The 23,712-nt window shown below is 30.8% G+C and carries 29 protein-coding genes; 4 read left to right on the top strand and 25 right to left on the bottom strand.

From position 1 onward, the window contains the following. Positions 1 to 53: 53 nt before the first annotated feature. Entirely contained in the window at positions 54 to 1,121 is a 1,068-nt protein-coding gene (locus BMZ09_RS09695; protein WP_090839956.1) for a DUF3810 domain-containing protein, read from the bottom strand. Positions 1,122 to 1,627: 506 nt separating this feature from the next. Here BMZ09_RS09695 and BMZ09_RS09690 point away from each other — a divergent pair. Next, the gene (locus tag BMZ09_RS09690; RefSeq protein ID WP_090839954.1) at positions 1,628 to 2,533 is read left to right on the top strand and encodes a phospholipase D-like domain-containing protein; all 906 of its coding nucleotides are present in this window, start codon (positions 1,628 to 1,630) and stop codon (positions 2,531 to 2,533) included. Between the two features lie 325 nt (positions 2,534 to 2,858). Then, on the top strand, positions 2,859 to 4,319 hold the full coding sequence (locus BMZ09_RS09685) for an aminoacyl-histidine dipeptidase (RefSeq protein ID WP_090839952.1): 1,461 nt from the start codon (positions 2,859 to 2,861) through the stop codon (positions 4,317 to 4,319). Between the two features lie 220 nt (positions 4,320 to 4,539). Here BMZ09_RS09685 and BMZ09_RS09680 read toward each other — a convergent pair whose 3' ends face one another. The 5 genes from BMZ09_RS09680 to BMZ09_RS09660 all read right to left on the bottom strand — a co-directional run bounded on the left by BMZ09_RS09680 (position 4,540) and on the right by BMZ09_RS09660 (position 7,826). After that, positions 4,540 to 5,301, bottom strand: coding sequence for a hypothetical protein (locus BMZ09_RS09680; RefSeq protein ID WP_090839950.1), 762 nt, complete (start codon positions 5,299 to 5,301; stop codon positions 4,540 to 4,542). Between the two features lie 11 nt (positions 5,302 to 5,312). Continuing rightward, positions 5,313 to 5,549, bottom strand: a complete 237-nt coding sequence (locus tag BMZ09_RS09675) for a hypothetical protein (protein WP_143067807.1) — start codon at positions 5,547 to 5,549, stop codon at positions 5,313 to 5,315. A gap of 3 nt (positions 5,550 to 5,552) precedes the next feature. Next, positions 5,553 to 5,990 (bottom strand): hypothetical protein, encoded by a 438-nt coding sequence (locus BMZ09_RS09670; protein ID WP_143067806.1) that lies wholly within the window; start codon positions 5,988 to 5,990, stop codon positions 5,553 to 5,555. Positions 5,991 to 6,327: 337 nt separating this feature from the next. After that, positions 6,328 to 6,759, bottom strand: a complete 432-nt coding sequence (locus BMZ09_RS09665; RefSeq protein WP_090839944.1) for a hypothetical protein — start codon at positions 6,757 to 6,759, stop codon at positions 6,328 to 6,330. Between the two features lie 209 nt (positions 6,760 to 6,968). Further along, entirely contained in the window at positions 6,969 to 7,826 is an 858-nt protein-coding gene (locus BMZ09_RS09660; protein ID WP_090839942.1) for a hypothetical protein, read from the bottom strand. 334 nt (positions 7,827 to 8,160) lie between these two features. On the opposite strand from BMZ09_RS09660, the gene BMZ09_RS09655 reads away from it, so the two are divergent. Next, positions 8,161 to 9,036: an EamA family transporter gene (locus BMZ09_RS09655; protein WP_090839940.1), complete on the top strand. Its 876-nt coding sequence runs from the start codon at positions 8,161 to 8,163 to the stop codon at positions 9,034 to 9,036. Positions 9,037 to 9,131: 95 nt separating this feature from the next. On the opposite strand, the gene BMZ09_RS09650 is transcribed toward BMZ09_RS09655, so the two are convergent. From BMZ09_RS09650 to BMZ09_RS09570, 17 genes are all read right to left on the bottom strand, one after another. Continuing rightward, positions 9,132 to 9,668 (bottom strand): peptide-methionine (S)-S-oxide reductase, encoded by a 537-nt coding sequence (locus tag BMZ09_RS09650; RefSeq protein ID WP_090839937.1) that lies wholly within the window; start codon positions 9,666 to 9,668, stop codon positions 9,132 to 9,134. Positions 9,669 to 9,740: 72 nt separating this feature from the next. After that, on the bottom strand, positions 9,741 to 10,175 hold the full coding sequence (locus tag BMZ09_RS09645) for a cupin domain-containing protein (RefSeq protein ID WP_090839935.1): 435 nt from the start codon (positions 10,173 to 10,175) through the stop codon (positions 9,741 to 9,743). Positions 10,176 to 10,312: 137 nt separating this feature from the next. Beyond that, positions 10,313 to 10,855, bottom strand: a complete 543-nt coding sequence (locus tag BMZ09_RS09640) for a hypothetical protein (protein ID WP_090839933.1) — start codon at positions 10,853 to 10,855, stop codon at positions 10,313 to 10,315. Between the two features lie 157 nt (positions 10,856 to 11,012). Next, complete coding sequence (locus tag BMZ09_RS09635) at positions 11,013 to 11,366, bottom strand: hypothetical protein (RefSeq protein ID WP_090839931.1); 354 nt, start codon at positions 11,364 to 11,366, stop codon at positions 11,013 to 11,015. Positions 11,367 to 11,576: 210 nt separating this feature from the next. Then, a complete protein-coding gene (locus BMZ09_RS09630; RefSeq protein ID WP_090839929.1) occupies positions 11,577 to 11,903 on the bottom strand; it encodes a DMT family transporter in 327 nt (108 codons plus the stop codon). 66 nt (positions 11,904 to 11,969) lie between these two features. Continuing rightward, complete coding sequence (locus tag BMZ09_RS09625; RefSeq protein WP_090839927.1) at positions 11,970 to 12,362, bottom strand: ACT domain-containing protein; 393 nt, start codon at positions 12,360 to 12,362, stop codon at positions 11,970 to 11,972. Further along, on the bottom strand, positions 12,363 to 13,178 hold the full coding sequence (locus BMZ09_RS09620) for a type 1 glutamine amidotransferase domain-containing protein (RefSeq protein ID WP_090839925.1): 816 nt from the start codon (positions 13,176 to 13,178) through the stop codon (positions 12,363 to 12,365). Positions 13,179 to 13,322: 144 nt separating this feature from the next. Continuing rightward, positions 13,323 to 13,886, bottom strand: a complete 564-nt coding sequence (locus tag BMZ09_RS09615; RefSeq protein WP_090839923.1) for a Crp/Fnr family transcriptional regulator — start codon at positions 13,884 to 13,886, stop codon at positions 13,323 to 13,325. Between the two features lie 60 nt (positions 13,887 to 13,946). Beyond that, on the bottom strand, positions 13,947 to 14,369 hold the full coding sequence (locus BMZ09_RS09610) for a hypothetical protein (protein WP_090839921.1): 423 nt from the start codon (positions 14,367 to 14,369) through the stop codon (positions 13,947 to 13,949). Positions 14,370 to 14,444: 75 nt separating this feature from the next. Further along, on the bottom strand, positions 14,445 to 16,520 hold the full coding sequence (locus tag BMZ09_RS09605) for a T9SS type A sorting domain-containing protein (RefSeq protein WP_090839919.1): 2,076 nt from the start codon (positions 16,518 to 16,520) through the stop codon (positions 14,445 to 14,447). 143 nt (positions 16,521 to 16,663) lie between these two features. Beyond that, positions 16,664 to 17,167, bottom strand: a complete 504-nt coding sequence (locus BMZ09_RS09600; RefSeq protein ID WP_090839917.1) for a hypothetical protein — start codon at positions 17,165 to 17,167, stop codon at positions 16,664 to 16,666. A 43-nt stretch (positions 17,168 to 17,210) separates the two neighbouring features. Beyond that, the gene (locus BMZ09_RS09595) at positions 17,211 to 17,399 is read right to left on the bottom strand and encodes a hypothetical protein (RefSeq protein ID WP_090839915.1); all 189 of its coding nucleotides are present in this window, start codon (positions 17,397 to 17,399) and stop codon (positions 17,211 to 17,213) included. 335 nt (positions 17,400 to 17,734) lie between these two features. Further along, complete coding sequence (gene arsB, locus BMZ09_RS09590) at positions 17,735 to 18,781, bottom strand: ACR3 family arsenite efflux transporter (protein WP_090839912.1); 1,047 nt, start codon at positions 18,779 to 18,781, stop codon at positions 17,735 to 17,737. A gap of 3 nt (positions 18,782 to 18,784) precedes the next feature. After that, positions 18,785 to 19,417, bottom strand: coding sequence for an arsenate-mycothiol transferase ArsC (locus BMZ09_RS09585; RefSeq protein ID WP_090839910.1), 633 nt, complete (start codon positions 19,415 to 19,417; stop codon positions 18,785 to 18,787). A 201-nt stretch (positions 19,418 to 19,618) separates the two neighbouring features. After that, positions 19,619 to 20,830, bottom strand: a complete 1,212-nt coding sequence (locus tag BMZ09_RS09580) for a peptidylprolyl isomerase (RefSeq protein WP_245741127.1) — start codon at positions 20,828 to 20,830, stop codon at positions 19,619 to 19,621. Positions 20,831 to 20,847: 17 nt separating this feature from the next. Continuing rightward, positions 20,848 to 21,393, bottom strand: coding sequence for a gliding motility-associated peptidyl-prolyl isomerase GldI (gene gldI / locus BMZ09_RS09575; RefSeq protein ID WP_090839908.1), 546 nt, complete (start codon positions 21,391 to 21,393; stop codon positions 20,848 to 20,850). Further along, on the bottom strand, positions 21,383 to 22,402 hold the full coding sequence (locus BMZ09_RS09570) for a DHH family phosphoesterase (protein ID WP_090839906.1): 1,020 nt from the start codon (positions 22,400 to 22,402) through the stop codon (positions 21,383 to 21,385). The genes gldI and BMZ09_RS09570 overlap by 11 nt, the downstream gene beginning before the upstream one ends. Positions 22,403 to 22,547: 145 nt before the next feature. Here BMZ09_RS09570 and BMZ09_RS09565 point away from each other — a divergent pair, with 145 nt between their 5' ends. Continuing rightward, entirely contained in the window at positions 22,548 to 22,967 is a 420-nt protein-coding gene (locus BMZ09_RS09565) for a nucleoside-diphosphate kinase (protein ID WP_090839904.1), read from the top strand. A gap of 179 nt (positions 22,968 to 23,146) precedes the next feature. On the opposite strand, the gene BMZ09_RS09560 is transcribed toward BMZ09_RS09565, so the two are convergent. Both BMZ09_RS09560 and BMZ09_RS09555 read right to left on the bottom strand, forming a co-directional pair. Next, the gene (locus BMZ09_RS09560) at positions 23,147 to 23,338 is read right to left on the bottom strand and encodes a cold-shock protein (RefSeq protein ID WP_090839902.1); all 192 of its coding nucleotides are present in this window, start codon (positions 23,336 to 23,338) and stop codon (positions 23,147 to 23,149) included. A 175-nt stretch (positions 23,339 to 23,513) separates the two neighbouring features. Beyond that, positions 23,514 to 23,705 carry a cold-shock protein gene (locus BMZ09_RS09555; protein ID WP_090839900.1) on the bottom strand — a complete coding sequence of 64 codons (192 nt, stop codon included), beginning with the start codon at positions 23,703 to 23,705 and terminating at the stop codon, positions 23,514 to 23,516. Between the last annotated feature and the right edge of the window lie 7 nt (positions 23,706 to 23,712).

The raw sequence follows: 23,712 nt of genomic DNA, 5'->3' as shown, positions 1-23,712 counted from the left end.
ATATAAGCATAAGCCAATATGCCAAACAAACCTCAAATAGGATTTTAACGTTTTTATAAGGTTTTATTTTCCAAATAATTAACCAATAAAGCCACCACGTAACTGTAGCTATCCATACCTTTAGCTTGGTTGTTAGCTTTTAGATACGTTGTGTATGTGGATCTAAAAATAGGTTCTAACGGATTTTGGTAGTCATTCCAAAAATCTCTAACCTCTTGATAGTTTTTTAAAATTCCTTTGTTAATAGTTGGTAATAATTGGTAATATACATCAGGGTCACGTCTAAAAATTTCGCCAAGACAATGCCTTAAACCAAAGGTGTAACCAGAATATTTAAAGTAGATATTAGTATTGCTAATGGTTGCCAAAAAGCCAATAAAATTGGCCTCGTTTTCTTTAGCGTAACCCAATTGGTGTGCCACTTCATGTGCAGCAGTGGTCGGAAATTTATAGACAGGGATCATATAATCCACCTGTGCTTCGCTAGTTAGCGGATTAAGATAACCACTAAAACCCATGTACGTCAATGGGACACTAAATAACGATTTTTTTAAACTTTTAGGGTGGTATTCCAAATGCGGAAAATCAGTTTTTAAAGCCTCATAACTTTTAGGCGTTAATGCTAAAATTTCGGATTTAGTAAATGGTAATTCGACCTTTAAACTATCATTTTTAGTAATCTGTAGTTGTATGGTATTCGATTTTTCAATCAAGTTTTTAGTTACTGTAATTAATTGTTCAGTAGTGTAGTCGTCCTCTAAATTTAAATTTTTATGCAAAGGATTTCGATAATAATTAAAACCCCAAAATAAATGAAACGCCATAAAAATAACACTCGTAGTAGCAAACACATCAATCAGCCAGCCTATTGTATCTTTCCAGATGCGTTTTACGTTTAAAATTAACCAACGTATGATATAAATTATCCCAAAAGCATATAATAAATCGCCAAAACTAAAAGGCAACCAACCCAAAGTATATCTAAACAATTTAGAAATAACAGGATACAAACCATTACTATACACAACCTCGACCGTGTCCGGGAATTTAGCCGAAACTTTAACCAATATATACATTGGTATAATTAGTAGGGCAATCCACAGTTTTTTGTTTTTTAGCATGACTCAAAAATAATTAAAAATTAGGACCAATCACTTAGGTTTATTTAAAAGGTTTCTACCTGCTGTCCGTTATATCTTTTTTTGCAAAAAAGGATGCCACTACCATCAGGAGTAGCGACTGAGGTAGTTGGGTGTCTTTAAGGGGTTTGACGTACTGTCCGGTATTATTTATATAAAATCATTCAATAATACGGTAATCCGTAAGGCATAATCAATTTATATTTTTACATTTATTGACTCTATTAAACAATCGCTTTTAATGTAATTATATCAAACCTCAGTATTAAAAAAACATCTAAAATTACAAAACGAAGATGTTGTAACCAAAGCAAACTAAAAGCATATAAAGTATTTTTTAATCTCGATTATATTTTGCAAAATCCAAATTAGCGGTGCAATTACCAAAACAGATGCTATTGGTTATCTTTTGTAAGGTTTGGTTAAGGATGAGATAGTGATTGTAGAGAAATTTTAAGAATAATTAAAATAGAAGAGAATAGTTAAGAATGAAGTTTATACCACCATTAGAAATTGCCTCAAAAATTATGACTTTAATAGAGGAGTCAGAAAAAGAACTAATATTGGTTTCGCCTTACGTGGAGTTATCAAATTGGAATAAAATGAAAAAATGTATAGATCGTGCAATACTAAGAGGTGTAAAAATCACTTTTATTGCTAGAAAAAATGCAAAACAGAATTTAAGTTTTTTAAAACGCCCAGAAATCAATTTGATATTGGTTAATGATCTACATGCAAAATTGTATTTAAATGATAATTACGCTATTGTAACCTCTCAAAATATTGTGTATTACTCGGACGTCAATTCCATAGATATAGCTTATAAAACTGAAAATACAGAACAAAGACTTGAGTTAATTGAGTTCATTAATAAATATGTGGTTAAAATAGAAGAGGCGCAAAAGAAGACTATTAAAATATTAGATAGTTTTAAAAAAACTATTAAAATTATTGATGAAACTATCGAATATGACACAAAATTTTTAACTGCAGATGAATTAGATAAATTATCATTTAGTTTTAATAGTACCTACAGTGATACTAAGTTTGTAACAACTAAGTCTTATGTTTTTAGTAAACATTTAATTCCTTTTTCAGATATTATGATTGCTTCTGTTTATACGGTTAAAGCTAAGAAAAGTAATAACGAGAATATTGAGGATTTTATCAAGGAAATTTTGGGACTTAATTTAAACTTAAAAAACAATTTTAATTTACAATTTACTAAAAGTCATAGTAGGTTTTATTATATCTATTTTGCTCCTGAGATTACCTATGATATTGATGGTTTAATTAGCGATTTTAAGTTGATAACTAACGCGATTTTAGAGTCAGAGTATAAAATTAAACAAGAAATACCTACCGGTAGAGGGTGTATAACTATTTATAAATAATACTATTGGTAAATTGAAAGACTTAAAACATAGTAAATTGTTGTATGTTTGCAACAACAGTACACACCACGCTACCCATAAGCACAGCGTCCCAGGGTGTGTCTTTTGCTTTATATTAGTCTTTCCAATAGTTTAGCTATGAAACTTAAGTGGCAAGAAGAACCATTATGGCGTAATTAGTAGTGTTGTTTTATTTATTAGTTAAGAAACAGTATCATTATTTTAATCTTAATTCAGTTTCTCCACCTAATGTTATTTCTAACCCAAAAAGGTGTCTAAATGCATATGCAATTTGTACTTTTGTAATTCAATAAAAACTATACAAATGAGTCAAGACGTTAGAGCTTTAGAGCCAAAAGCATTATGGAATAAATTCGCAGATTTAAACGCAGTACCAAGACCTTCAAAAAAAGAGGAGCGCGTAATTAAATTTATGAAAGACTTTGGTACCAATTTAGGTTTAGAAGTTATAGAAGATGAGGTTGGAAATGTGATTATCAAAAAACCAGCAACTGCAGGTATGGAAGATCGTGTGACTATTGTAATGCAATCGCATTTAGATATGGTACACCAAAAAAATGCAGATACAGATTTTGATTTTGACACACAAGGGATCCAAATGGTAGTGGAAGGTGACTGGGTAAAAGCAAAAGGAACAACGCTTGGTGCAGATAACGGATTAGGAGTGGCGACCATTATGGCACTTTTAGAAAGTACAGATATACCACATCCAGCAATTGAAGCCTTGTTTACTATTGATGAAGAAACGGGTATGACAGGTGCAATGGGATTAAAAGGTGGTTTATTAACTGGCGGAATCTTATTAAACTTAGATACAGAAGAAGATGATGAGATTGGTGTTGGTTGTGCAGGAGGTATTGATGTTACAGCAACAAGAACTTACGAGCAAGAAGAAACACCTGAATTTAAAACAGGATTTGAAGTAAAAGTAAAAGGCTTACAAGGTGGGCATTCGGGAATGCAAATTCACGAAGGTTTAGGTAATGCCAATAAAATAATGAACCGTTTATTATTTGATGGTTTTGAAAACTTTGGTTTGCGTATTTCGGAAATTGATGGTGGAAGTTTACGTAACGCTATTCCAAGAGAAAGTAGAGCAGTAGTTGCAATAGACACTGTACACGAAGCTGCTTTTATCAGCGAAATGGAGGAGTTAGGTAATAGCATTAAAACCGAACTTAAAACAATGGAACCAGATTTAGTAATTGAAGTTTCTAAAACAGAAACTCCAGAACTAATGATGGATCTTGGAGTTCAAGAAGGATTAACACGTGCTATTTACGCTGCTTTAAACGGTGTGTTCCGTATGAGTGCAGATATTCCAGAATTGGTAGAAACATCTAATAACATTGCACGAGTAATTGTTAAGGATGGTCACGTAAAAATAGGGTGTTTAACACGTAGCTCTGTAGAAAGTAGTAAAATGGACTTAGCAAACACGTTACGTTCAGCATTTGAGCTTACAGGTTGTGAGGTTGAGCTGTCAGGAGATTATCCAGGATGGACACCAAACATGGATAGCGCTATATTAAAAGTGTTAGATAATTTATACCAAAAGTTAAATGGCGAAAAAGCACATATTGCTGCTTGTCACGCTGGTTTAGAATGTGGTATATTAGGGCAAAACTATCCAGATATGGAAATGATTAGTTTTGGACCAAACATAAAAGGCGCACATAGTCCTGATGAGCGTGCACAAATATCATCTGCTAAAAAATACTGGAACTTTGTATTAGAGATATTAAAAGAGATTCCTAAAAAGTAATCTTTTTAAGTCGTATTATATAAAATAAAAAAAGCACAATCTTAGGATTGTGCTTTTTTATGTGATTTATTGATGTTTGTTTGACGGTATTGTATATGAAAAGTAGCAGATTTATAGGTGCTATTTTTCGGTTTAAAACAAAGATAGAAGAAAAGAAATAAACAAAAATTTTAGCTCTTAACTGCTATTTTTTATATACGTGGTTGTGGTTAGTTTTATTTCAAAATTTATTTGTTATATATCCAATATTGTTTTTTTCGTCTACTTTGTAATAAATAATAACTAAAGTTTTAGTGTTTTTCATTATTTTATTTTTTTTATAATTTTTATTTAAACTTGACCATTGACTTGTTTTAAAAAAAGATTTTATATTTCTATCAATTTTATTTCTAAATCCTTGAATTTTTTTCACACATTTAACTGATAAGTCTTCATTAAAAGTCAATTCGAAGATTGCAAATTCTCTTTTCAACTTAATTCCATAATTTTCTCTTCTCATGGGATGAAAATCTTCAGAAGTAAATCTGATATGGTTTGTGAACTCAACTTTGTTTAATTTTAAATTTTCTAAGATTTTTATCTCTTTTTGGTGTCTTTTATTTGTTGTATTGCTATTCGTTTTTCTATTTACTCTTAATATATTCGAACACATCTCTAATTGATAGTTTTGATTTGTTTTCGTCGCGTAAATAACTAAATCTTCATTTATCTGAGTAAAAATCCAACATGCTGAATCTTGTCGGTTTAAATAGTTTCCATATATAAAAATAGATTTTACAGAATTTCCTTTATATAAATCCAAAATTTGAATATCTACTTTGTAATAATCATTATTTTCTATATTTAGATATTTTTTTAGGATTTTTATTTTTGCTACAAAATCGGATTGTATATAATTATTCTCAATATTTTGAGTAGAACATTTACACGCAAAGCTTTTTACAGATAAAAGTAACATTATGATATAAAGTATTTTTTTCATGCTTAAATTATTTAATTATCACATTTGGAATGGTCAAAAAGTGTTTGGTTTGGACGTAAATTATTGATAAGTATATTATATTCGTCAAATAAGAATCCGTTTCTGTCATCATTTGTGATTTCATTTTCAAACTCTTCAGCTTCATCAAGTTCAACTAAACTCATGTAAAATAGACAGCCTTCTAATTCACTTCCGGAGGAATCTGTATAATTGAGCCAATTCCAATTATTTTTACACATTGTTGGCATTAGTTATTTTTCCAAAACAATTTCAAAATTCTCAAATCCGTTGATTTTGTCCAGTTCCTTAATAAAATCATTAAATTCTTTTTCCGTTTGAGTTTTAGCTTGTTTTTCGCACAACGCATATTTTTCTCCGCTTATTTGATTATAGTACGCCTGTTTTTCCATATTCGAAGCGTTATGAGGATAATTTTTTGGAATATCTTGTTTGGTTAGTTCTCTTAAATTCCTAGTGTAAATTTTTTCAGATAATTTTGTCTTATTTATTGCAATCTCAAATTTTGTCCCTCTATTTCTATTTAAGTAGTTCTCAAGTATTTCGTAAAACTCGTTTGTACAGTCTTTTTTACGATTATACAATTTCAATTTTTCAAGAAGTTCAATTTTAAAATCCCTAATATTTTGATAACTCTTTAATTTTAAATTTCTAATATTATCTGATTTCACTTGTTTATGTCCATTTAGAGTTGTTTCCAAATCTTGATTAAAAGTTCTTCATAATTAATGCCAACGTATAGCGAATATGATTCCGTTTTAATGAATTATATTCGAAGTTAAACGAAGTTAGTTGAAAAAAATGACAAAGTCAAATAGGCAATTAATGCTGTATCAAATTAAAGATTAAGATAACGGTTATTAATACACACAGATATCGTCTGCTCAAAAATACTGGAACTTTGTATTAGAGATATTAAAGGAGATTCCTAAAAAGTAATCTTTTTAAGTCGTATTATATAAAATAGAAAAAGCACAATCTTACGGTTGTGCTTTTTTTATTTTTACTTTATTTTTCTATTTTCAGTTCCTCAATATTTATTTTTAGTTTTATAGTTTGTCGTTTGCTATTAGGACCGTATTCAATCTCAAATTCTTTTTCATTTTCCTCTTTGTTGGTCCATTTTACAAATTTAGGATTATAAAAAGTTCCGATTTCGAAAAGATTTTGATTAGGCTCTTCGTCAAATTCTGAGACAGCAATTAGTAAATTATGTGAAACTTCAGAACTTGCATATCCAGCACTAGTACTACCGTTGTCTATTGCATAAATCCTTACAGATAAATAATTATCTTTATTCTCTCCAATTAATTCTGAGTCATTCAAAACTTTTGTAAGTCTAGAATTTTCAGGTTTCTCTATTTTTATTTCATTTTGACTCAGTGCTGTTTGAGTATGACAAAAAATTAAAAATAATGTCAAAATTAGTATTTTTCTCATTTAGTTTTTTTTTAATAAAATTTAAGTTGAAACGAATTTAAGAGAAAAACCTTACATATTCAAACAACTATCAACCTTTATCCAGGTTTGAGGTAAGATAGGGTTTATCAAAATATTTATTTTGGTATAAAAATACTACACTTTTTGTATTTGAGATATTAAAGGAGATTCCTAAAAAGCAAGAGGGCTTTTTTTTATGCGATTTATCTCTACTCCGTTAGCTCGGTAGTTATGATTTTCAGGATTATATAGTTTCTGTATATTGTTGCAAGCAATCCTTTTGATTTTTCGAAAGGCACTTTAATAATGGACTTTAGATTAAAATTTTTAAAACTTTCATTTTTTTTATTATGTGAAGCTATTTTCAAAAAGTAGATGTCATAACATTGGTATAGTTTTCCATTCTTTTTTACTAACCCATTTGAAATTCCTTTTTTGTTTATAGGGATTATATCCCATTCGTTTTTTGATTTCTCAATTCCGTATGGTATAATTGGATTTGAAAAGCGCGTATAAATTCTAATTGAACCAAATAGTGTGTCTTTCGGATTATAAGATTTGTTTTTTGTCAATACAAATTCACTAAGAATCCCTTTCTTAATCTCCGGATGTTCTTCATTATTTATAAAGGGAAAGCTATTGTTTTTATTTTTATAATCTTCAATAGTCATGACTCTTATCTTTTGTTCTTCCGTTTTAAAAGTAACAGTTGGTGTGATTATTTTAATTGAAGGAAAGTTTAGTTCACCTGCTTCTTTTATTTCGAATTGCGCAATTTTAATATATCTATTTGAGTTCGGTGTATTAGATATGTTAGTGATTTTTGATGTTAGTTGAGTAGAATCAGTCTTAACCCCTATAAATTTAAACGCTTTGCTTTTAGGTAATTCAACTTCTATATCATTTGATTCAGTATAAATTTCTATAATAATTATATTTCCTAAAATTAATTTAGTGCTATCTATTTTAAATTCATAATGTCTATTTGTATTTTGAGCACATAAATTATTTACCGTAAATAAATTAAGTATAATTATCAAGATTAATTTAGTAGCTGTTTTTCTCACTGTTCTTTTTTTTAATTATACCTAACGTATAGCAAATATGATTCCGTTTTAATGAATTATATTCGAAGTTAAACGAAGTTAGTTGAAAAAAATGACAAAGTCAAATAGGTGATTTTGTTTGCTTTTGTTTCCGACTTTTCAATTAACCCAGCGTTTTGTTTACTATAATAATTGTTCCGGAAGGTTTAATTAATATTCATCATCTTTAATTTATATATTCGCTTTTAAATGAAGGTTATTTACTAGCGTTTTGTTGGTAATGGATATAGATTAATAAAACAGTTAGTCTTGGCTATGTACTATTTAACCTCATTATTTGATTAAGGATATTTTTATGAGGTATTTATTTGGAGTGACTATTATTTGGGCTTTTTCATTTAGTTTAATCGGTGTATACCTTTCTGGGTATGTAGATGCGTGGTTTTCTGTATTGATGCGTATTGGTATTGCAACATTACTATTTTCACCATTTTTGAGGCTTAATAAATTAAAAAAGGAAACAATTTTTAAACTTACTGCAATTGGTGCGGTACAATTGGGTTTGATGTATTGTTTTTATTTTCAGTCGTTTAACTATCTTACTGTACCCGAAGTATTACTTTTTAGTGTGTTTACACCCATTTATATTACGTTGTTAAATGATATTTTAAGTAAGCAATTTCATAAAGGCTTTTTATTAACTGCTTTAATCGCTGTTTTGGGTGCTGCTTATATTCAATATTCCAGTATAAGTGAAAACGTAGTTTTTGGTTTTTTGATTACTCAAGGTGCTAATTTGTGCTTTGCTGTTGGTCAAGTTGCTTACAAGTATTTATTAAAATCTACACCTGAATTAGAAAGGACACCAAAGCATACTATTTTTGGGTTATTTTTTATTGGAGCTTTTATAGTATCACTAATTGCTTTTTTTGTTTTTGGTTCAACCAAAAAAATGCCAACGACACCAGTACAGTGGGGTGTGCTATTATACTTAGGTGCTGTGGCTTCAGGTTTAGGCTATTTTTTTTGGAACCAAGGTGTTATTAGGGTAAACACTGGTGCCTTAGCAATTATGAACAATGCATTGATTCCGTTAGGATTAATTGTTAACATTCTTATTTGGAATAAGGAGGCAGATATTAAGAAAATTTTAATTGGTGGTAGTCTTATTTTTGCTTCTCTGGCTATTAACCAATACCTAAATAAAAGAAACAAATATGTAAAGGAATAGCTCTTAAGTCTTGTTAATTAAGAATAGATAATCCTATTACGATTGGTAATTCTATTTTTAGTTTAAGCACTGCATTATAGCTAATTAACTACATGCTAATTGCTGTTTTTGTACTTATAGAGTAAGTCTAAAGGGATATGGCAGTAAGAGTAGTCACTAGGGTGCAAGGTTAATCTATCTTGATGTTCTGCATCACTTGGGACAAAATTTGTTAGCGGAAGTATTTCAATAGCTACTTTTTTTGTGGTTTTATTTTTATCATTTAGCGTTTGCTCTATTGACTTAATACACTGTGCTGCTTTTAAAAGAAGATTTTTGTCCGTGCTGTAGATACCTGTGCGATATTTTTCTCCTATATCATTTCCTTGTTTGTTGACACTATATGGGTCAATGATTTTTAAAAAATAATGTATCAAATCTTCAAGCGAAACAAGGGAAGAGTCAAAGACTGTTTTGACACATTCTGCAAAACCATCATAGTCTGTTTTAGTAGATTGTGTAAAGCCATTAGCTCGACCAGCCTGAGTATCAATCACGCCAGGGATGTGTTTTAAAAATTCTTGGACTCCCCAAAGACAACCACCTGCTAGGTGTATTGTTTTAATTGATTCTAATTGTTCTTTTTCTGCCATTTTTAATTGGTGCTAGTGTATAACAAATTTGATTCTAACGTATTACATTATGATCTGTATTGTACACCGTTTTTACGCTTCGTAGATATCAAATTTATTGGAGACAGATTTCATTAATTCTGCATTAGAGAAATCTGCATTAGTCATTTTGGATAATTCTTCTAAAAAAACATCAAATTGACCATTTTTAAATATAGTAAGCATTTTTCCTCCTGCTGTGCAAATTGCTTCGTGCCAAACGTTAGGAGGTACCGTTACAGTATCGCCTTCCTTTAGAATTATTGTTTCATCGTCAAAAATAAGCTCCATTTGGCCCTCAAGCATATAAAATACTTCAGTCATAATTTTATGATGATGACGCTTTAAATGAAACCCTGGTTTTAAGGTGTCTTCAATCAAACATAGTTCGCCATTAGTATCTCTTGATGATAGTTTAACAAAACAGTGGTCTTGAGAGTAATTGTAATTTTCGCCTTCACCAGTTTTTATATATTGTTTTGCAGTCATGATTTCTTTTTAAAATTGAATAAAATGGATAATAAATTTGATTTCATTTTAATGAATTACACCCTAAGCTAAACGAAGTTAGTAGAAAATTTTGATAACGTCAAATGGTTAAATATTAAGTTGATTAATTTCTGTTTTTATCTTTTTGTTATTTTTTTGATGTGATCCTTTACGAGGTTGTTGTAGCAATCCATTGCGCTATATCTAGTGCAACTTATTCCGACTAGTTCAACATTATATTTGTTTCTTAATCTTTCTTCAAATTCCAAATCAAAATTATATTCATCTTGAAAATATTTTATTTTACCATTTATGACATCCTCTTTAAACTTCTTTTCAATTTTTGAACACGAGTCATATTCAAAGTATTGGAAATACTCAGATATACCTTTAATACACTGGATTCTATCATAATTAATTTTTGCTAATCGCAAGTTGTTATACATCGAAATACTTAGTGAAGTAACGGTAATAATCGCTACAAGTTTAAATGCTTTTTTTTGTTTTAATAAAATTAAGTATGCAATAAAACTAAGAGTTCCTAAGAAAAAAAAGAATTTAGCCTCATTTAAACCGGATATCACACTTAGAGTTTGATCACGATATTTTGTATTGATTATTATAAAAAACGCATCAATTAGAAAAAGACCTAAAGCAATATATTTTATTTTAATTCTCATTGGTGCTTAAATGTTTAGTTGCTTATGCGCGTAAGGTTTGCAGTGGTTTGTAATGCGAAGGACTTTCTAATTATACTAAAACGTTAAGTATTTAATCTAGTGTAAAGATTTATCGTTGTTGTTATGCACTGTCTTTGTTTGTTTTTTTTGGAGAAAATTACCAACTTTGTTTTATTCCTCCACTACTACCGGAAGAAGGTAAAGGTCGATCAAAATGTAACTTTTTATTAAATGCATTATTTTCTAAATTTTTTAATTCAGGGAAACTAGATACTCTTGATTTTACTACATCTATTATTGTATCAAGTTGTTCTGTTAACAGGTATTTATTCCAAATTAACTTATCGCCACTAATAGCAATTCCTTCTATGTCATTTAAAGATTCATATTTAAGAAACAACTGCCAATCTTTTTCAAGATTTTTTTTGTCATTCAATCTGTCTTTCCAAATGAAATAGTAGATTCCAATTGAAAGAAGAATAAAAATACCTAAAGAATAAATTAATACCATAATTTATTAAAATTGTTGTATTGTGTAAATAATATGATTTAATTGAAATGAATTGCATCCGCAGCTAAACGAAGTTAGTAGAAAATTTTGATAACGTCAAATGGCTATTATCTACTGCTAGAAAATACTAATTATTTTGAAATTATATTAAAAAAGAAAAAAGCACAACCTTAAGAGTGTGCTTTTTTGATGCTTTTTTTAGTGTATTTTTTAATGCGAAACCACTTTTAAACCAATAATGGATGCAATTAAAGTCATAAGAAAAAGCAGGCGCCAAAAGGTTGCGGGCTCTTTAAAAACTAAAATTCCGACTAGTACAGTTCCTACAGCTCCAATACCTGTCCAAACGGCATAAGCAGTACCAATAGGAAGATGTTGCGTTACTTTTAAAAGAAGCGCCATACTTATACCTAAACACAGTACAAAACCAATGTACCAATTTGTGGCTTCCATTCCTGAGGCTTCTTTGGCTTTTCCAAGACAAGTTGCAAAACCGACTTCAAAAAGTCCAGCAATTATTAATAATATCCAATTCATATCTTAATGATTAGTTCTTGTGATTACGCTCTGTTTTTTAAACCGATTAGATTAATAACTTAAACTTTATTTTGAAAAGACATGTAAGATTTCCATTGCCTTTGCTGTATCTTTTGTGTCAACAAAAATATGATCGTGATAGTAGGCAGCAACAACATTACAGCTAATGCCATGGTCCGATAAAGCATTAGAAAAGGCAGCAGTTAATCCTACAGCTTCTAAAGATGAGTGCACAGTAAGTGTAATCCAAGAGGCTATAAACGTATACTCTAAACCTAATTGATCTGCTACTTCTTTTTTTGCAATAACTGTAGTGCTTTCGTCTTCTTTAAAAGTCATTATAACTTGACTCAATTTTATTTGATCTAAATCTTCAGTTTTACAAAACACAAATTCGCCTATATTATGCTTTGGCTTCATTGATTTTAAAAGCATTGCTAAGTTTTTTTCTCCACTCATTTATTGTGCGTTTTTAGTTAGTTTTTGTAATTCATTTAAGGTTGCTTTTCCAACACTATGGGCAGATTGTGGGTTTTGTCCTGTAACTAGTCTCTGATCAGAAACAACGTGATTAGTAAAAGGCGCAGACTTTTCAAAAATAGCACCATGCGCTATTAATTGGTCCTCTAATAAAAAAGGTACCACATCTTCTAGTTTTACTTTTACTTCTTCTTCATTAGTAAAAGCATTTACTTTTTTGCCATCTACAAGATAAGATCCATTACTTAATTTAATGTTTACAAGTCCTGCTGGTCCATGACATACTGCACTAACGACACCATTGTTTTCATAAATTTGCTTTGCTATTTCTGCAATTTCTGTATTGTCAGCAAAATCCCACATTGCTCCGTGTCCACCAGCATAATGGATAGCGATGTAGTCTTCTGGGTTTACTTCGCTAGGTGTTTTAGTATGCTCAATTTTATTACGATAAGTCGTATTATCCCAAAACTTCTTGTTTATAGAGTCTGTCATATCAAAAGCATCAACTGGTGCTTTTCCACCTTGTGGGCTAACAAAATCTATCTCATATCCGGCAGAATGTAAAACATCCCAAGGATGAGAAACTTCTCCAAGATAGTATCCTGTTTTTTCTCCAGTATCCCCTTTTTTACTATGACTAGTAACTACAAATAATATCTTTTTTAAGGCTTTAGTTTCTTTGTTAACCGTTGGTTTTATAGTGCTTTTTTTACTAGCATTATTGCAACTTGCAAGAAGAATTATAAATACAAATAGAAAATAATGTGTTTTAAATGTTATTGTTTTTGACATGTTTAACTATATTTTAAAATTAATGTTTAGCGTATTCTGAGGTAGTGATTGTAAAAAAGTTTTACAATTTCTTATAAAGAATATAACAGGACAAAAGTCTTAAACATTTTGGTTAAACTATTTATCAAATGATAAAAACGACATTTATTTTATGTTGGCTCTAATTCGGCTTAAGCTAACTTGAGTGACGCCTAAATAGGACGCGATATGCGCTAAAGGTACACGCTGTAAAATGCTAGGGTAATTTTTTAGTAGCGCCAAATACCTTTGGGTTGCAGTATTAAATTGTAAAGCAATGAGACGTTTTTCTGATTTAATAAGTTCTAATTCTGAAAACTTACGACCCCAATTTGCAATCTTAATATCTTCCAAAAACAGGTCCTGAAGTTTCTCTGTTTTTAATTCGTACAGCTCGCATTCTTCCAATAATTCTACGTCTTCGTAACCTTTTTGATTATTGACATAACTTTGCATGGATACAATAGGATCGCCTTCTTGTCCTAACCAAAACGTGATTTGATTGGCATCAGAATACGCATAAGCTCTTGCAATACCTTTTTTGATAAAATAGATACTAGTTTCAACTTTATTTGCTTTAAATAAAATATGACCCTTTGGTAATATCGTTTCTGTTATTGCTGCTTTTATTATGTTTTTAGAAGCAGTTGGTAACGGATATATTGTATCAATAATCTGGCTTAGTTCCATGTATTGTAGTAATCAGTTTTTGCTGTTTTATGGTATTAAAAGTGGTGTTTAATGTTGTAATTAAGCCTCTTGTTTTTTAAAAGGTGTATTCTCAGGTGCTAAATTTAGATTTGACAATACTTCTTTTAATTTCTCCAAAGACGTATCATCAATAAATTCGGCATCGATTTTAAATTTTTTACTATTCGTAATTAGCGTGAAATCTCCTGCATACGATTTGATAAGAGTCACATCTTTTAACTGTATTTTTCCTCCTAAACCATATAGTATATTTTTACTAATAGTACCGTTATTAATGGTTAGATACTGTGTTTTTAAATCGTATAAATAGTGTGTAATAGCCAAAGCTCCAAGCACTAAGTAGGCGAAGTCTGACCATTCTTTTTTGTCAGTTTCTAAGATATTAAATATGCCTAATGCAATACATGTTAGTCCGACAAATATATTTACACGAATCTTTTTTTTGTTGAATTTTATTTTCATAAAATGATACTATTTTCCTATAAGTTGGCCTGAATTTTATTCAAAACGAAGTTAATTTAAAATTCTAAAATAGAATTATTCTTTATAGATTTTTATGGTTTTGTCTCCAATTTTCAGAAAATACATTTGAGAATTTAAGCCTTTTATTTTAAGTTGTATTTGGTTGTTTGTGCGAGATGTTATGTGTAATGCATTAGTAATGTCTTTACCTATGGTACTGTAGAGTTTTATTGTTTTGTTTAGAAGGTTTGATCCTTTTATTGTTATTTCGGATAAAAAAGGATTTGGGTAAGCAATGGTTGTATTGTTTAAACTTACTGTTTCAGTATCTAAGGTAGTATTATAATTTAAAACTTCGCTAAGGATTTGATTAGGTGTACCAAACAGTTGTAAAGCCTCCATTTGGAAGGCTTCATACACATTTGGATCTCCATTGGATGGTGCAGCCAATCCTTCGTTTCTAATATATAAATTCATCCTACACCAGTTTGTTTTTCTCCAATCGGCAACTATACGCATGGAGTTTCTTCTATCCATGGACGTTATTGTGTTTTTGTTTACTCTACTTTTTTGTAAAGTACAGTTAGCATTAAAATCACTTTCAGGATAAAACCAAGAGACAGCTCCAGGTGTGTCAGGATTGGAAGATGTAGAAAAGACTAAAAAGCGATTTTCTAATGGTGTATTTATATTAATTTGAATTTCTTTAGAATCGCCTACTGCTTCCACATGTAATGATTGCCAGGTGTTGTTGGTGTCTCTCCACAAAATCCACTCGTACCCCAAGTCTTTATTCAGTCTGAATTCAAACTTATGTCTCATGTCTCCCATGTCGTTGTTAGCACCAGTAAAGCTTTCAAATTCTGGTCGTTTATTAACGGTGACTTCATGAAACTGAAGAATAAAAGAGGAATGTCTAATATATTCCCACTCCGCTGCATGTCTAACGGTAGATATTCCGTTAGTCTGTGTAACGTTTTCTATTGAGGAATTAAAGTCTAATTCGCTCATTAATTCGTGTCTCATATCCAGACCAAATTCATCATAAACATCATCATCAATTATGGCAGGATGATTTTCGTCTTCAAGTGTTTCATTATTAGGAAATACTAAAGGCGTGTTTTCTATAAAATCATCTTGAAAATACGAGTGTAACGGAAAACTCTCGACCATTAATTTATTAGGAAGTGAGATAACACTTGCTAAATGTCCACCAGATGTACTTGAAACACCAGCTTGTACAGGGTTAAATTTATTAGTATGAAAATAACCTCTAAGTGTTTTTGTCCCACCAGATCCAAATTTAGGAAATGGATCTAGATTTGGGCCACCAGGTGTTAACTCGGTAAAAGTAACATAACCACCACCGTTTTCATTAATTCCAATTTTTTCGCCATTAGGCAACGTTAAAAAATGCTGTCTATCTCCTGTTGTACCAGTGTAACCCGCAGGCGTATCATTGATAAATGCACTAGACGGTCCTAACCACCATTTTATAGGATTACTGTAGATAAATAAATGGTCTATTTCTGATGTAAAAGAAGTTGTTCCATTAGTTGTGGCTGCTAGGTTTATATTTTGCGCAGTGGTATTGTCTGGTAGACTTAAAGTGTAACTATTAGTCGCGTCATTTTCTAACATTATTGACGCCATGTCATTACAACTATCCAATGCAATAGAGTAGGTTACCCATTGGTTTATTGGAGGAGCAGTTGTAATTAATTGGGATGTGTTTAAGTTGTTGGTGTAAAATATTCCGTTAGATTTAAAATCAATTTCTACTTTTTTAGCACCAGTAAATAGCGTAAATGTAAGCGCATCATCATTACCTGAATATTGATTTATTTTGACTCTTATATTTATTTTAAAAGCACAAGGATTTAAATCCATGTATCCAAAATCGTTGTAGTTTATGCTTAAAGTTTCGTTTATAGGTTTTAATTCAAGTGCGTAATTGTTTAATTCGTCCTGCTTATAAATGTAAAACTTATTGGTGTCGTCAATATTATTTCCTGTCCAATTTTTTAAACCTTGATTATTGGCGTCATTTATAAAATTAAAACCATAGGAAGAATAATCAGCTCCAAATTGTGCCAAACAACTAAATGAGGTTAATAAAAATGTAATTAGAATAAAATGTAGGTGTTTCATTTGAGGTTATTTATTATTACTACTAAATGCAGCGTTTTGTATTCTAGGTCAATACATTACAAACGTTGTACAACGAAGTTAGTTCAAATTTTTCAGAAAGCCAAGTTGGTGTGTGTTCAAATTAATTTTGAAGCGAGATGGTATTAATTATTAGTGTTCCTTATTATTTTAATTATAAAATAAATAGGAATACCGACCAAAATAATGGGAAATAAGGAATCAATATATTTTTGAAATGCTATGGTTTTTCCAAGACTATTAAAAATAGAAATTACCGTTATAGTCAGGCACATTACTCCAATAGTAAGCCCTATAAGGCGCAACATTTGCGTCGCCATTTTGTAATTATACTTTGCGTTTGTTGTTGTTATTGTAACAGGGTAATTAAAAACCCACGGATATTGGTTTAACTTATAAATTGAAATTGCAATTATTCCGCAGATTATTGGACTTGCCCAAAGTGTGTTTTTTGTTCCAAAACCATTTTCATCTTTTGAAGGCCAATTGAAATTAATTTGTATTTTTTCAGGAAGTTGATTGTAGTATATTAAAATTAAACTTGCTGAAATAAGAATGAGTATACATGTGAAAACCTCGATTGATCTATCTAGTACATTTTTTTCTATTTTTATTTTAGGCCGGTTCATTCTATTAAGCTGACATTGTTTGTTTAGTAGAGTTTAATTCACGCTAATTAGTCTTTTTTAGTGATTTTAGAAAAACAAAAAGAAAAGAAACCGCAATTAATAAACCAAATAATGAAGCGTAAAATCTCCAGTTTTCAACACCATTTTCTAATCCTTTTCCAAAGAATGTTTTTGCAGAAAATAGAATAAACACGATTAATAAGATGAATATTGGTAGTTTTTTTTTGTTCATAATTTAGTGGTTAGTTGAAATTACTTTATGAATAAAGACATAGTCTTAAAATGATTTTTCTTTATTTTTTAGTAAAGACTAATTTAGTTATAAATTCTCACAATTTCAAATAGGTGTTTTTGGTGTATAAATACAGAAGTCAAGATTGTGTTGATTAATAGTCTTCTGTTAAAAGATAAATGTTCTTTTGGAAATACGATTGAAAACAAAAAAGCACCATCCTAAGATTGTGCTTTTTTGTAAGGGTTTTAGAATGGCCCATTAATAAAATTGGAAGTTAATAACTACAATTAGATAATCAAAAGAAGTGCTATTAACCGTAAATACTTTCGGCTTTAAGCCGAAGCTTTGCCATAATATTTTTTGCGTAACCAAAAGGATACACGAACCAGTAGTATTAAAGCTGGAACTTCTACTAAAGGACCGATAACTCCTGCAAAGGCTTGTCCGGAATTTAATCCAAAAACAGCAATGGCAACTGCTATTGCTAATTCAAAATTATTTCCGGCTGCTGTAAATGCTACTGAAGCTGTCTTGTCATATTCTGCTCCTGATGCTTTGGTAAAGAAAAAACCAATAATAAACATCAACGTAAAATAAATAAGTAAAGGCACTGCGATAATTAGTACATCCATTGGTATTTCGACAATTAATTCGCCTTTCAGAGAAAACATAATTACGATGGTAAATAATAGTGCAATTAAAGTAATTGGTGATATTGTAGGGATAAATTTGTTAGTATACCAATCTTCACCTTTAAGTTTTACCAATATTAATCGGCTTAAAATTCCTAATACAAATGGAAGCCCCAAGTAAATTGCAACACTTTCTGCAATAGTGGCTATTGAGATGTCAACAATAGCGCCCTCAAATCCAAAATAGGGTGGAAGCACGGTTATAAATAACCAAGCGTAAAAACTATAGGCAAATACCTGAAAGATACTATTTAATGCTACTAAACCTGCTCCATATTCGCTACTACCTTCAGCAAGATCATTCCAAACCAAAACCATTGCAATACAACGTGCTAGACCTATTAATATAAGTCCAACCATATATTCTGGATAATCATGTAAAAAAGTAATGGCCAAAACAAACATTAATACTGGACCAATAATCCAATTAAGAATAAGTGAAATAGATAGGATTTTTACATTTCTAAATACTTTAGGTAGCAAAGCATAATTGACCTTTGCTAAAGGTGGATACATCATTAATATTAATCCAATTGCAATCGGAATATTTGTTGTACCACTACTAAATGAGTTTATAATATCAGGGAATGTTGGAATAAAATAACCTAGTCCAACACCAATAGCCATGGCTACAAAGATCCATAAGGTTAGATTCCGGTCTAGAAAGCTTAGTTTTTTAGTTGCCATTGTTTATGCGTTTATTTGTGAGAAGATGTAATATAATTCGGTTGCTATTTGTAAGCTTCTTTCAGTGTATTTTTCAGCTTGTTGCGGTGTATTATCAAATGCTTTTGGGTCTTCAAAAGTTATTGGGATTCGTTTTTCTGCACCAGCAATAAACGGACAACCACCATCTGCTTGAGAGCACGTCATAATTGCAGCAAATCCGGATGTTGGATTAAAAGCGTCATCTAGTTTTTTTGAAAAGCCTATAATTGGATGTTCTGTGTCAGCATATTTAATACTGTAAACAGGGTTTTCGTTTTTAGAAATGGGATTTATCTTAAATCCTGAATTTACTAAAGTTTCTGCTACCATCGGGAAAAGTGCTGTTGCTTCTGTCCCTCCCGAATAACAAAACACGTTTTTAATATTGAAGTAATACGCTATAGTTTGTGCCCAAACTTGTGATAAATGACTTCTTCGTGAATTATGAGTACATATAAAGTTTAGTCTAATGGTTTGGTTTTTTGAAACCTTACCTTGAATAAAATCAGTTAATGGTTGTAGCACTGCTTTGCGTTGTGCGGATATAGTCTCAGTATTTAGAGTCTTAATTAGTTGTTCTATTTCTGTAAACATTTCGGTTTTGGCTAATCCCATTTTAAATCTTTATTAGTTTATTGCAATATTACGATTAATAATTTAGCTTACAAATTATTTTTTGTGTTTATAAAAGCAATTTACTTTGGTTTTTATTTATGGTTATAGTAATGGGAACTAGTCGTTTTAAAGCAAAAAAAAAGAGACTACTTAATTTAGTAGCCTCTTTTAATGGTATTTCTGCTTAAGCAGAATTTTGTTTTATTTAGTTGATAAGCTAACTATTTCAATATCAAAAATAAGGTTAGCATTTGGTGGTACTGGTCCACGTCCAGAAGCACCGTATCCTAAATAACTTGGTACAAAAATTCTAGCTTTATCACCAATATTCATGTTTAACATTGCTTCTCTAAATCCAGGAACTAAAGTTGCAGACTCGTTATAAGGCATTGCAAATGCTTGGTATGCACCTTGTTTTGCAGCGTCTTCATTATATTGATTGTATTTTTTAGCATCTTCAGCAATTGTAGAGAAAAAGAAACTTCCGTCTTCAAAAAGACCTGTACAGTCTATTAATACTCGATCAGAAGGCTTAGGAGTAACTCCGTTTGGCTTAGCATTATGAATCATTACTAATCCAGTTGGCATTTCTTTTACCTCACCTTTAATATCTGCATTTGCTTTAATAAAGTTAACTGCAGCTTCTTTAGCTTTTTCTTTAATTATTTCTTGTTCTTTAGCTTTTTGCTCTTCTAATTTTTTAGACAATAAAGGCTCTTGCTCTGTAAATACTTTAGGAGCGTCAAATGCTTTAGCTGCTTTTCCTTTTCTGATAATGTTTAGTTTTTCAATCACAACATCTTCGTTAGGTTTGTTTCTTTGTCCTACTGGTACGTTAGATATAGTATCTTGTACTTCTAAACCTTGAACAAGTTCTCCAAAAACAGAGTGACAACTTACATTACGTCCATTACAGTTTTTTAAGCTACCATCTGCGTTAAACCCATCTAAGTTTTGCTTTGGTACTTCTGTAATAAAAAATTGACTTCCGTTAGTATCATAACCTCCAGAGTTAGCCATAGATAAGATTCCTGCTTTATCATGACTTAAACTTGTATCAAATTCGCTAAAAAACTTAAATCCAGCACTTCCCATTCCTGTTCCTGTTGGATCACCACCTTGGATCATAAATTTATCCATTACTCTATGGAAAATAATACCGTTATAAAATGGTTTTCCTTTTAAAGAATCTGCTAATTGAGGATGTGTCCCTTCTGCTAAAGCTACAAAGTTAGCGACTACAACTGGCACTTTGTCGTAAAATAATTTTGCTACCATTGTCCCTTTATTAGTTACAATTTCTGCATATAATCCATCTTCTAAATCAGGGTATTGTTGTTGACAAGAATTGGTAGTTAAACTTACCATTATGGCTATTAATAATAGTTTCATTGTGTTAATTAATTTGTTCATTTTTATTGGGTTTATAACTATTCTTTTTGGGTAATCGAAAATACAGAAACTTCACATATAATAGGAATGTTAGTGCCTATTTTATTTTCATCTCCATAATAACCATAGGCTTTTTGAGATGGGAATATAAATGTTGCAACTTCTCCTGCTTGCATTAACTTTAAACCTTCACGTAATCCAGAAAATAATTCTTGCTGGTCCATGGCGTAGTTTTGATCTTTAAGTTCTGCTTTTGTGTAAATAGCATTGCCATTAAGATGCTTAACATTGTAATTAAATTTTACAAGGTCACCAAACGTTGGTGTTGGTAGGCTATCATTAGTAACTTCAGTATTAAAGTAGTACCAAAACCCATTACCAGATGTTTGATAATTGTTTTCGGGTTGTGCGGCTATAATATCTGCAATGACTTTAGTTTCTTTTTGGTACAACGCCTTATTTCTGGCAACAGACTCATTAATAAAAGAGCCTGAATTTACAGTCACAGGTTTTCTAGCTTCTGGTGTTTTACAACTTAACGCTGTAATACAAACTAATAGTATAATAACAAGATTACGCTTCATTTAATAAGGTATTGTATTGTGGTAATATACTAATAAATTTCTCAATAGTTTTTTGGATATTATCATCGCTTTTTCCTCCTGCAGCGTTGGTATGACCGCCACCATGGAAATGCTCACGGGACATTTTGTTAACTGAAAAATCACCTTTAGATCGTAAAGATATTTTAATAATGCCTTGTTGTAAATCTTCAATAAAAATAGCAGCAAGTACTACATTATTTAAGGATAAGGCATAGTTTACAAAACCTTCTGTGTCTCCTTTTTTGTAGTCAAACTGTTGTAACTCTTTCTGAGTTAGCGTGATATAAGCAGCTCTAGATTCTGGAATAACTCTTAAGTTACTTAAAGCGCATCCTAAAAGTTGTAAACGGTTATAACTGTTAGTGTCGTACACTTGATTATGTATCATAGTATTATCTGCGCCTTTGTCTATTAAACTGGCAATAATCCTATGTGTAGCACTGGTCGTAGATCTAAATCTAAATGACCCTGTATCAGTCATAATCCCCACATAAATTGCTGTGGCAATATTACTATCTATTACATCTAAACCGTTAAGGTTTTCTATAAAATTATAAACCATCTCGCAAGTAGAGCTCATACTAACGTCACTATAGGTGAATTTAGCATAGTCATCTGGTTGCTGATGATGGTCAATCATTATTTTTAATGCCGTATTGTTTGTTAAAACAGTTTCCATATCTCCAGCACGATGAAACGCATTAAAGTCTAATGTAAACACAATATCCGCCTCTGCTAATTTAGCTTCGCTTTCTTCTTTTTGGCTGTCATATTTAAGAATTAAATCCTCAGCAGGAAGCCATTTTAGAAAATCTGGATAATCATTAGGTAAGATTACAGTGGCTAAATGATTGGTTTTTGTTAAGTAATGAAACAAAGCCAAGCTAGAGCCAATAGCGTCTCCATCTGGATTTTTGTGGCTTACAATTACAATTTTTTTGGGTGTAGCCAATAACTGATTTATGTCTGTGTACTCTTGTTTTGTCATAGTCCACGAAGATACAATTTTTTAATAATTGAATTTATTGTTTTTATTAATAAATGGCTTACTTTTGCAGAAAATTAACAGGTACTTTTTTTAATTAGAAAGATTGTTTTTTTTAAACAAATTAGATAAATAATAAAATAAAGAAATGGCAACTAACAGAACATTTACAATGCTTAAGCCTGACTCTGTTGAAAAAGGGTACATTGGCGCAATCTTAGAAAAAATTAACGCTTCAGGTTTTAGAATCGTTGCAATGAAGTTAACACACATGACTAAGCAAGATGCTGAAGCATTTTACGCAGTACATAGCGAAAGACCTTTCTATGGTGAGTTAGTAGATTACATGACACGTGGACCTATTGTAGCTGCTATTTTAGAAAAAGATAACGCAGTAGAGGATTTTAGAACTTTAATTGGTGCTACTAATCCTGCTGATGCAGCAGAAGGAACTATCCGTAAATTATATGCAGCTTCTATTGGAGAAAATGCAGTACACGGTAGTGATAGTGATGAGAATGCAGCTATTGAAGGTGCTTTCCATTTTTCTGGACGTGAAATGTTTTAAGTTTAAAACACTATAAATTAAGAAAAAATCCAGCGTTTAGCTGGATTTTTTTTGTTTACTACTTTTGGTTTTTATCAAAAAAATAAAGTCAGTAATGCTAATTTAAAGTAATAGAATAAAAAAAAGCCTCTCTAAATAAATAGAGAGGCTTTTTTTTTGTTAAAGATATATGGTTGCTGTTAAAGTACTTTAACGTTAACTGCGTTTAATCCTTTTTTTCCTTCTTGTAGGTCAAATTCAACTTCGTCGCCTTCGCGTATTTCATCTGTTAATCCTGAAATGTGTACAAAGTGGTCTTTGTTTACACCTTCTTCTGTAATGAATCCAAATCCTTTAGCGTCATTGAAGAATTTTACTGTGCCTTTACTCATCTTAATAAAATTTAATATTAATTAGTTTAATTAGTACAAAGATGATACCAATAAAATTAATAAATGATATTTATTGTATTTATTTTCAATTACTTAGGTGTTAAATGTTTTAACTAAAAAAGCCTCTCCAAATGGAAAGGCTCTTTTTGTAATAGTTTAAATAGAAAATATATAATTATACTACTTTTACATTTACTGCGTTCATACCTTTTCTTCCTTCTTGTAAGTCGAATTCTACGACATCTCCTTCACGAACTTCATCAATAAGTCCAGAAATGTGTACAAAATGGTCGCTTTCTGATCCTTCTTCAGTAATAAAACCGAATCCTTTTGAATCATTGAAAAATTTTACTGTTCCTTGTGCCATTGTAATA

It is taken from the genome of Olleya namhaensis (assembly GCF_900114005.1).
In the GTDB taxonomy this organism is placed as follows: Bacteria; Bacteroidota; Bacteroidia; order Flavobacteriales; family Flavobacteriaceae; genus Olleya; species Olleya namhaensis.
Note: the sequence above shows the minus strand (reverse complement) of the source record. Positions and strands in the feature narration are given on the sequence as shown.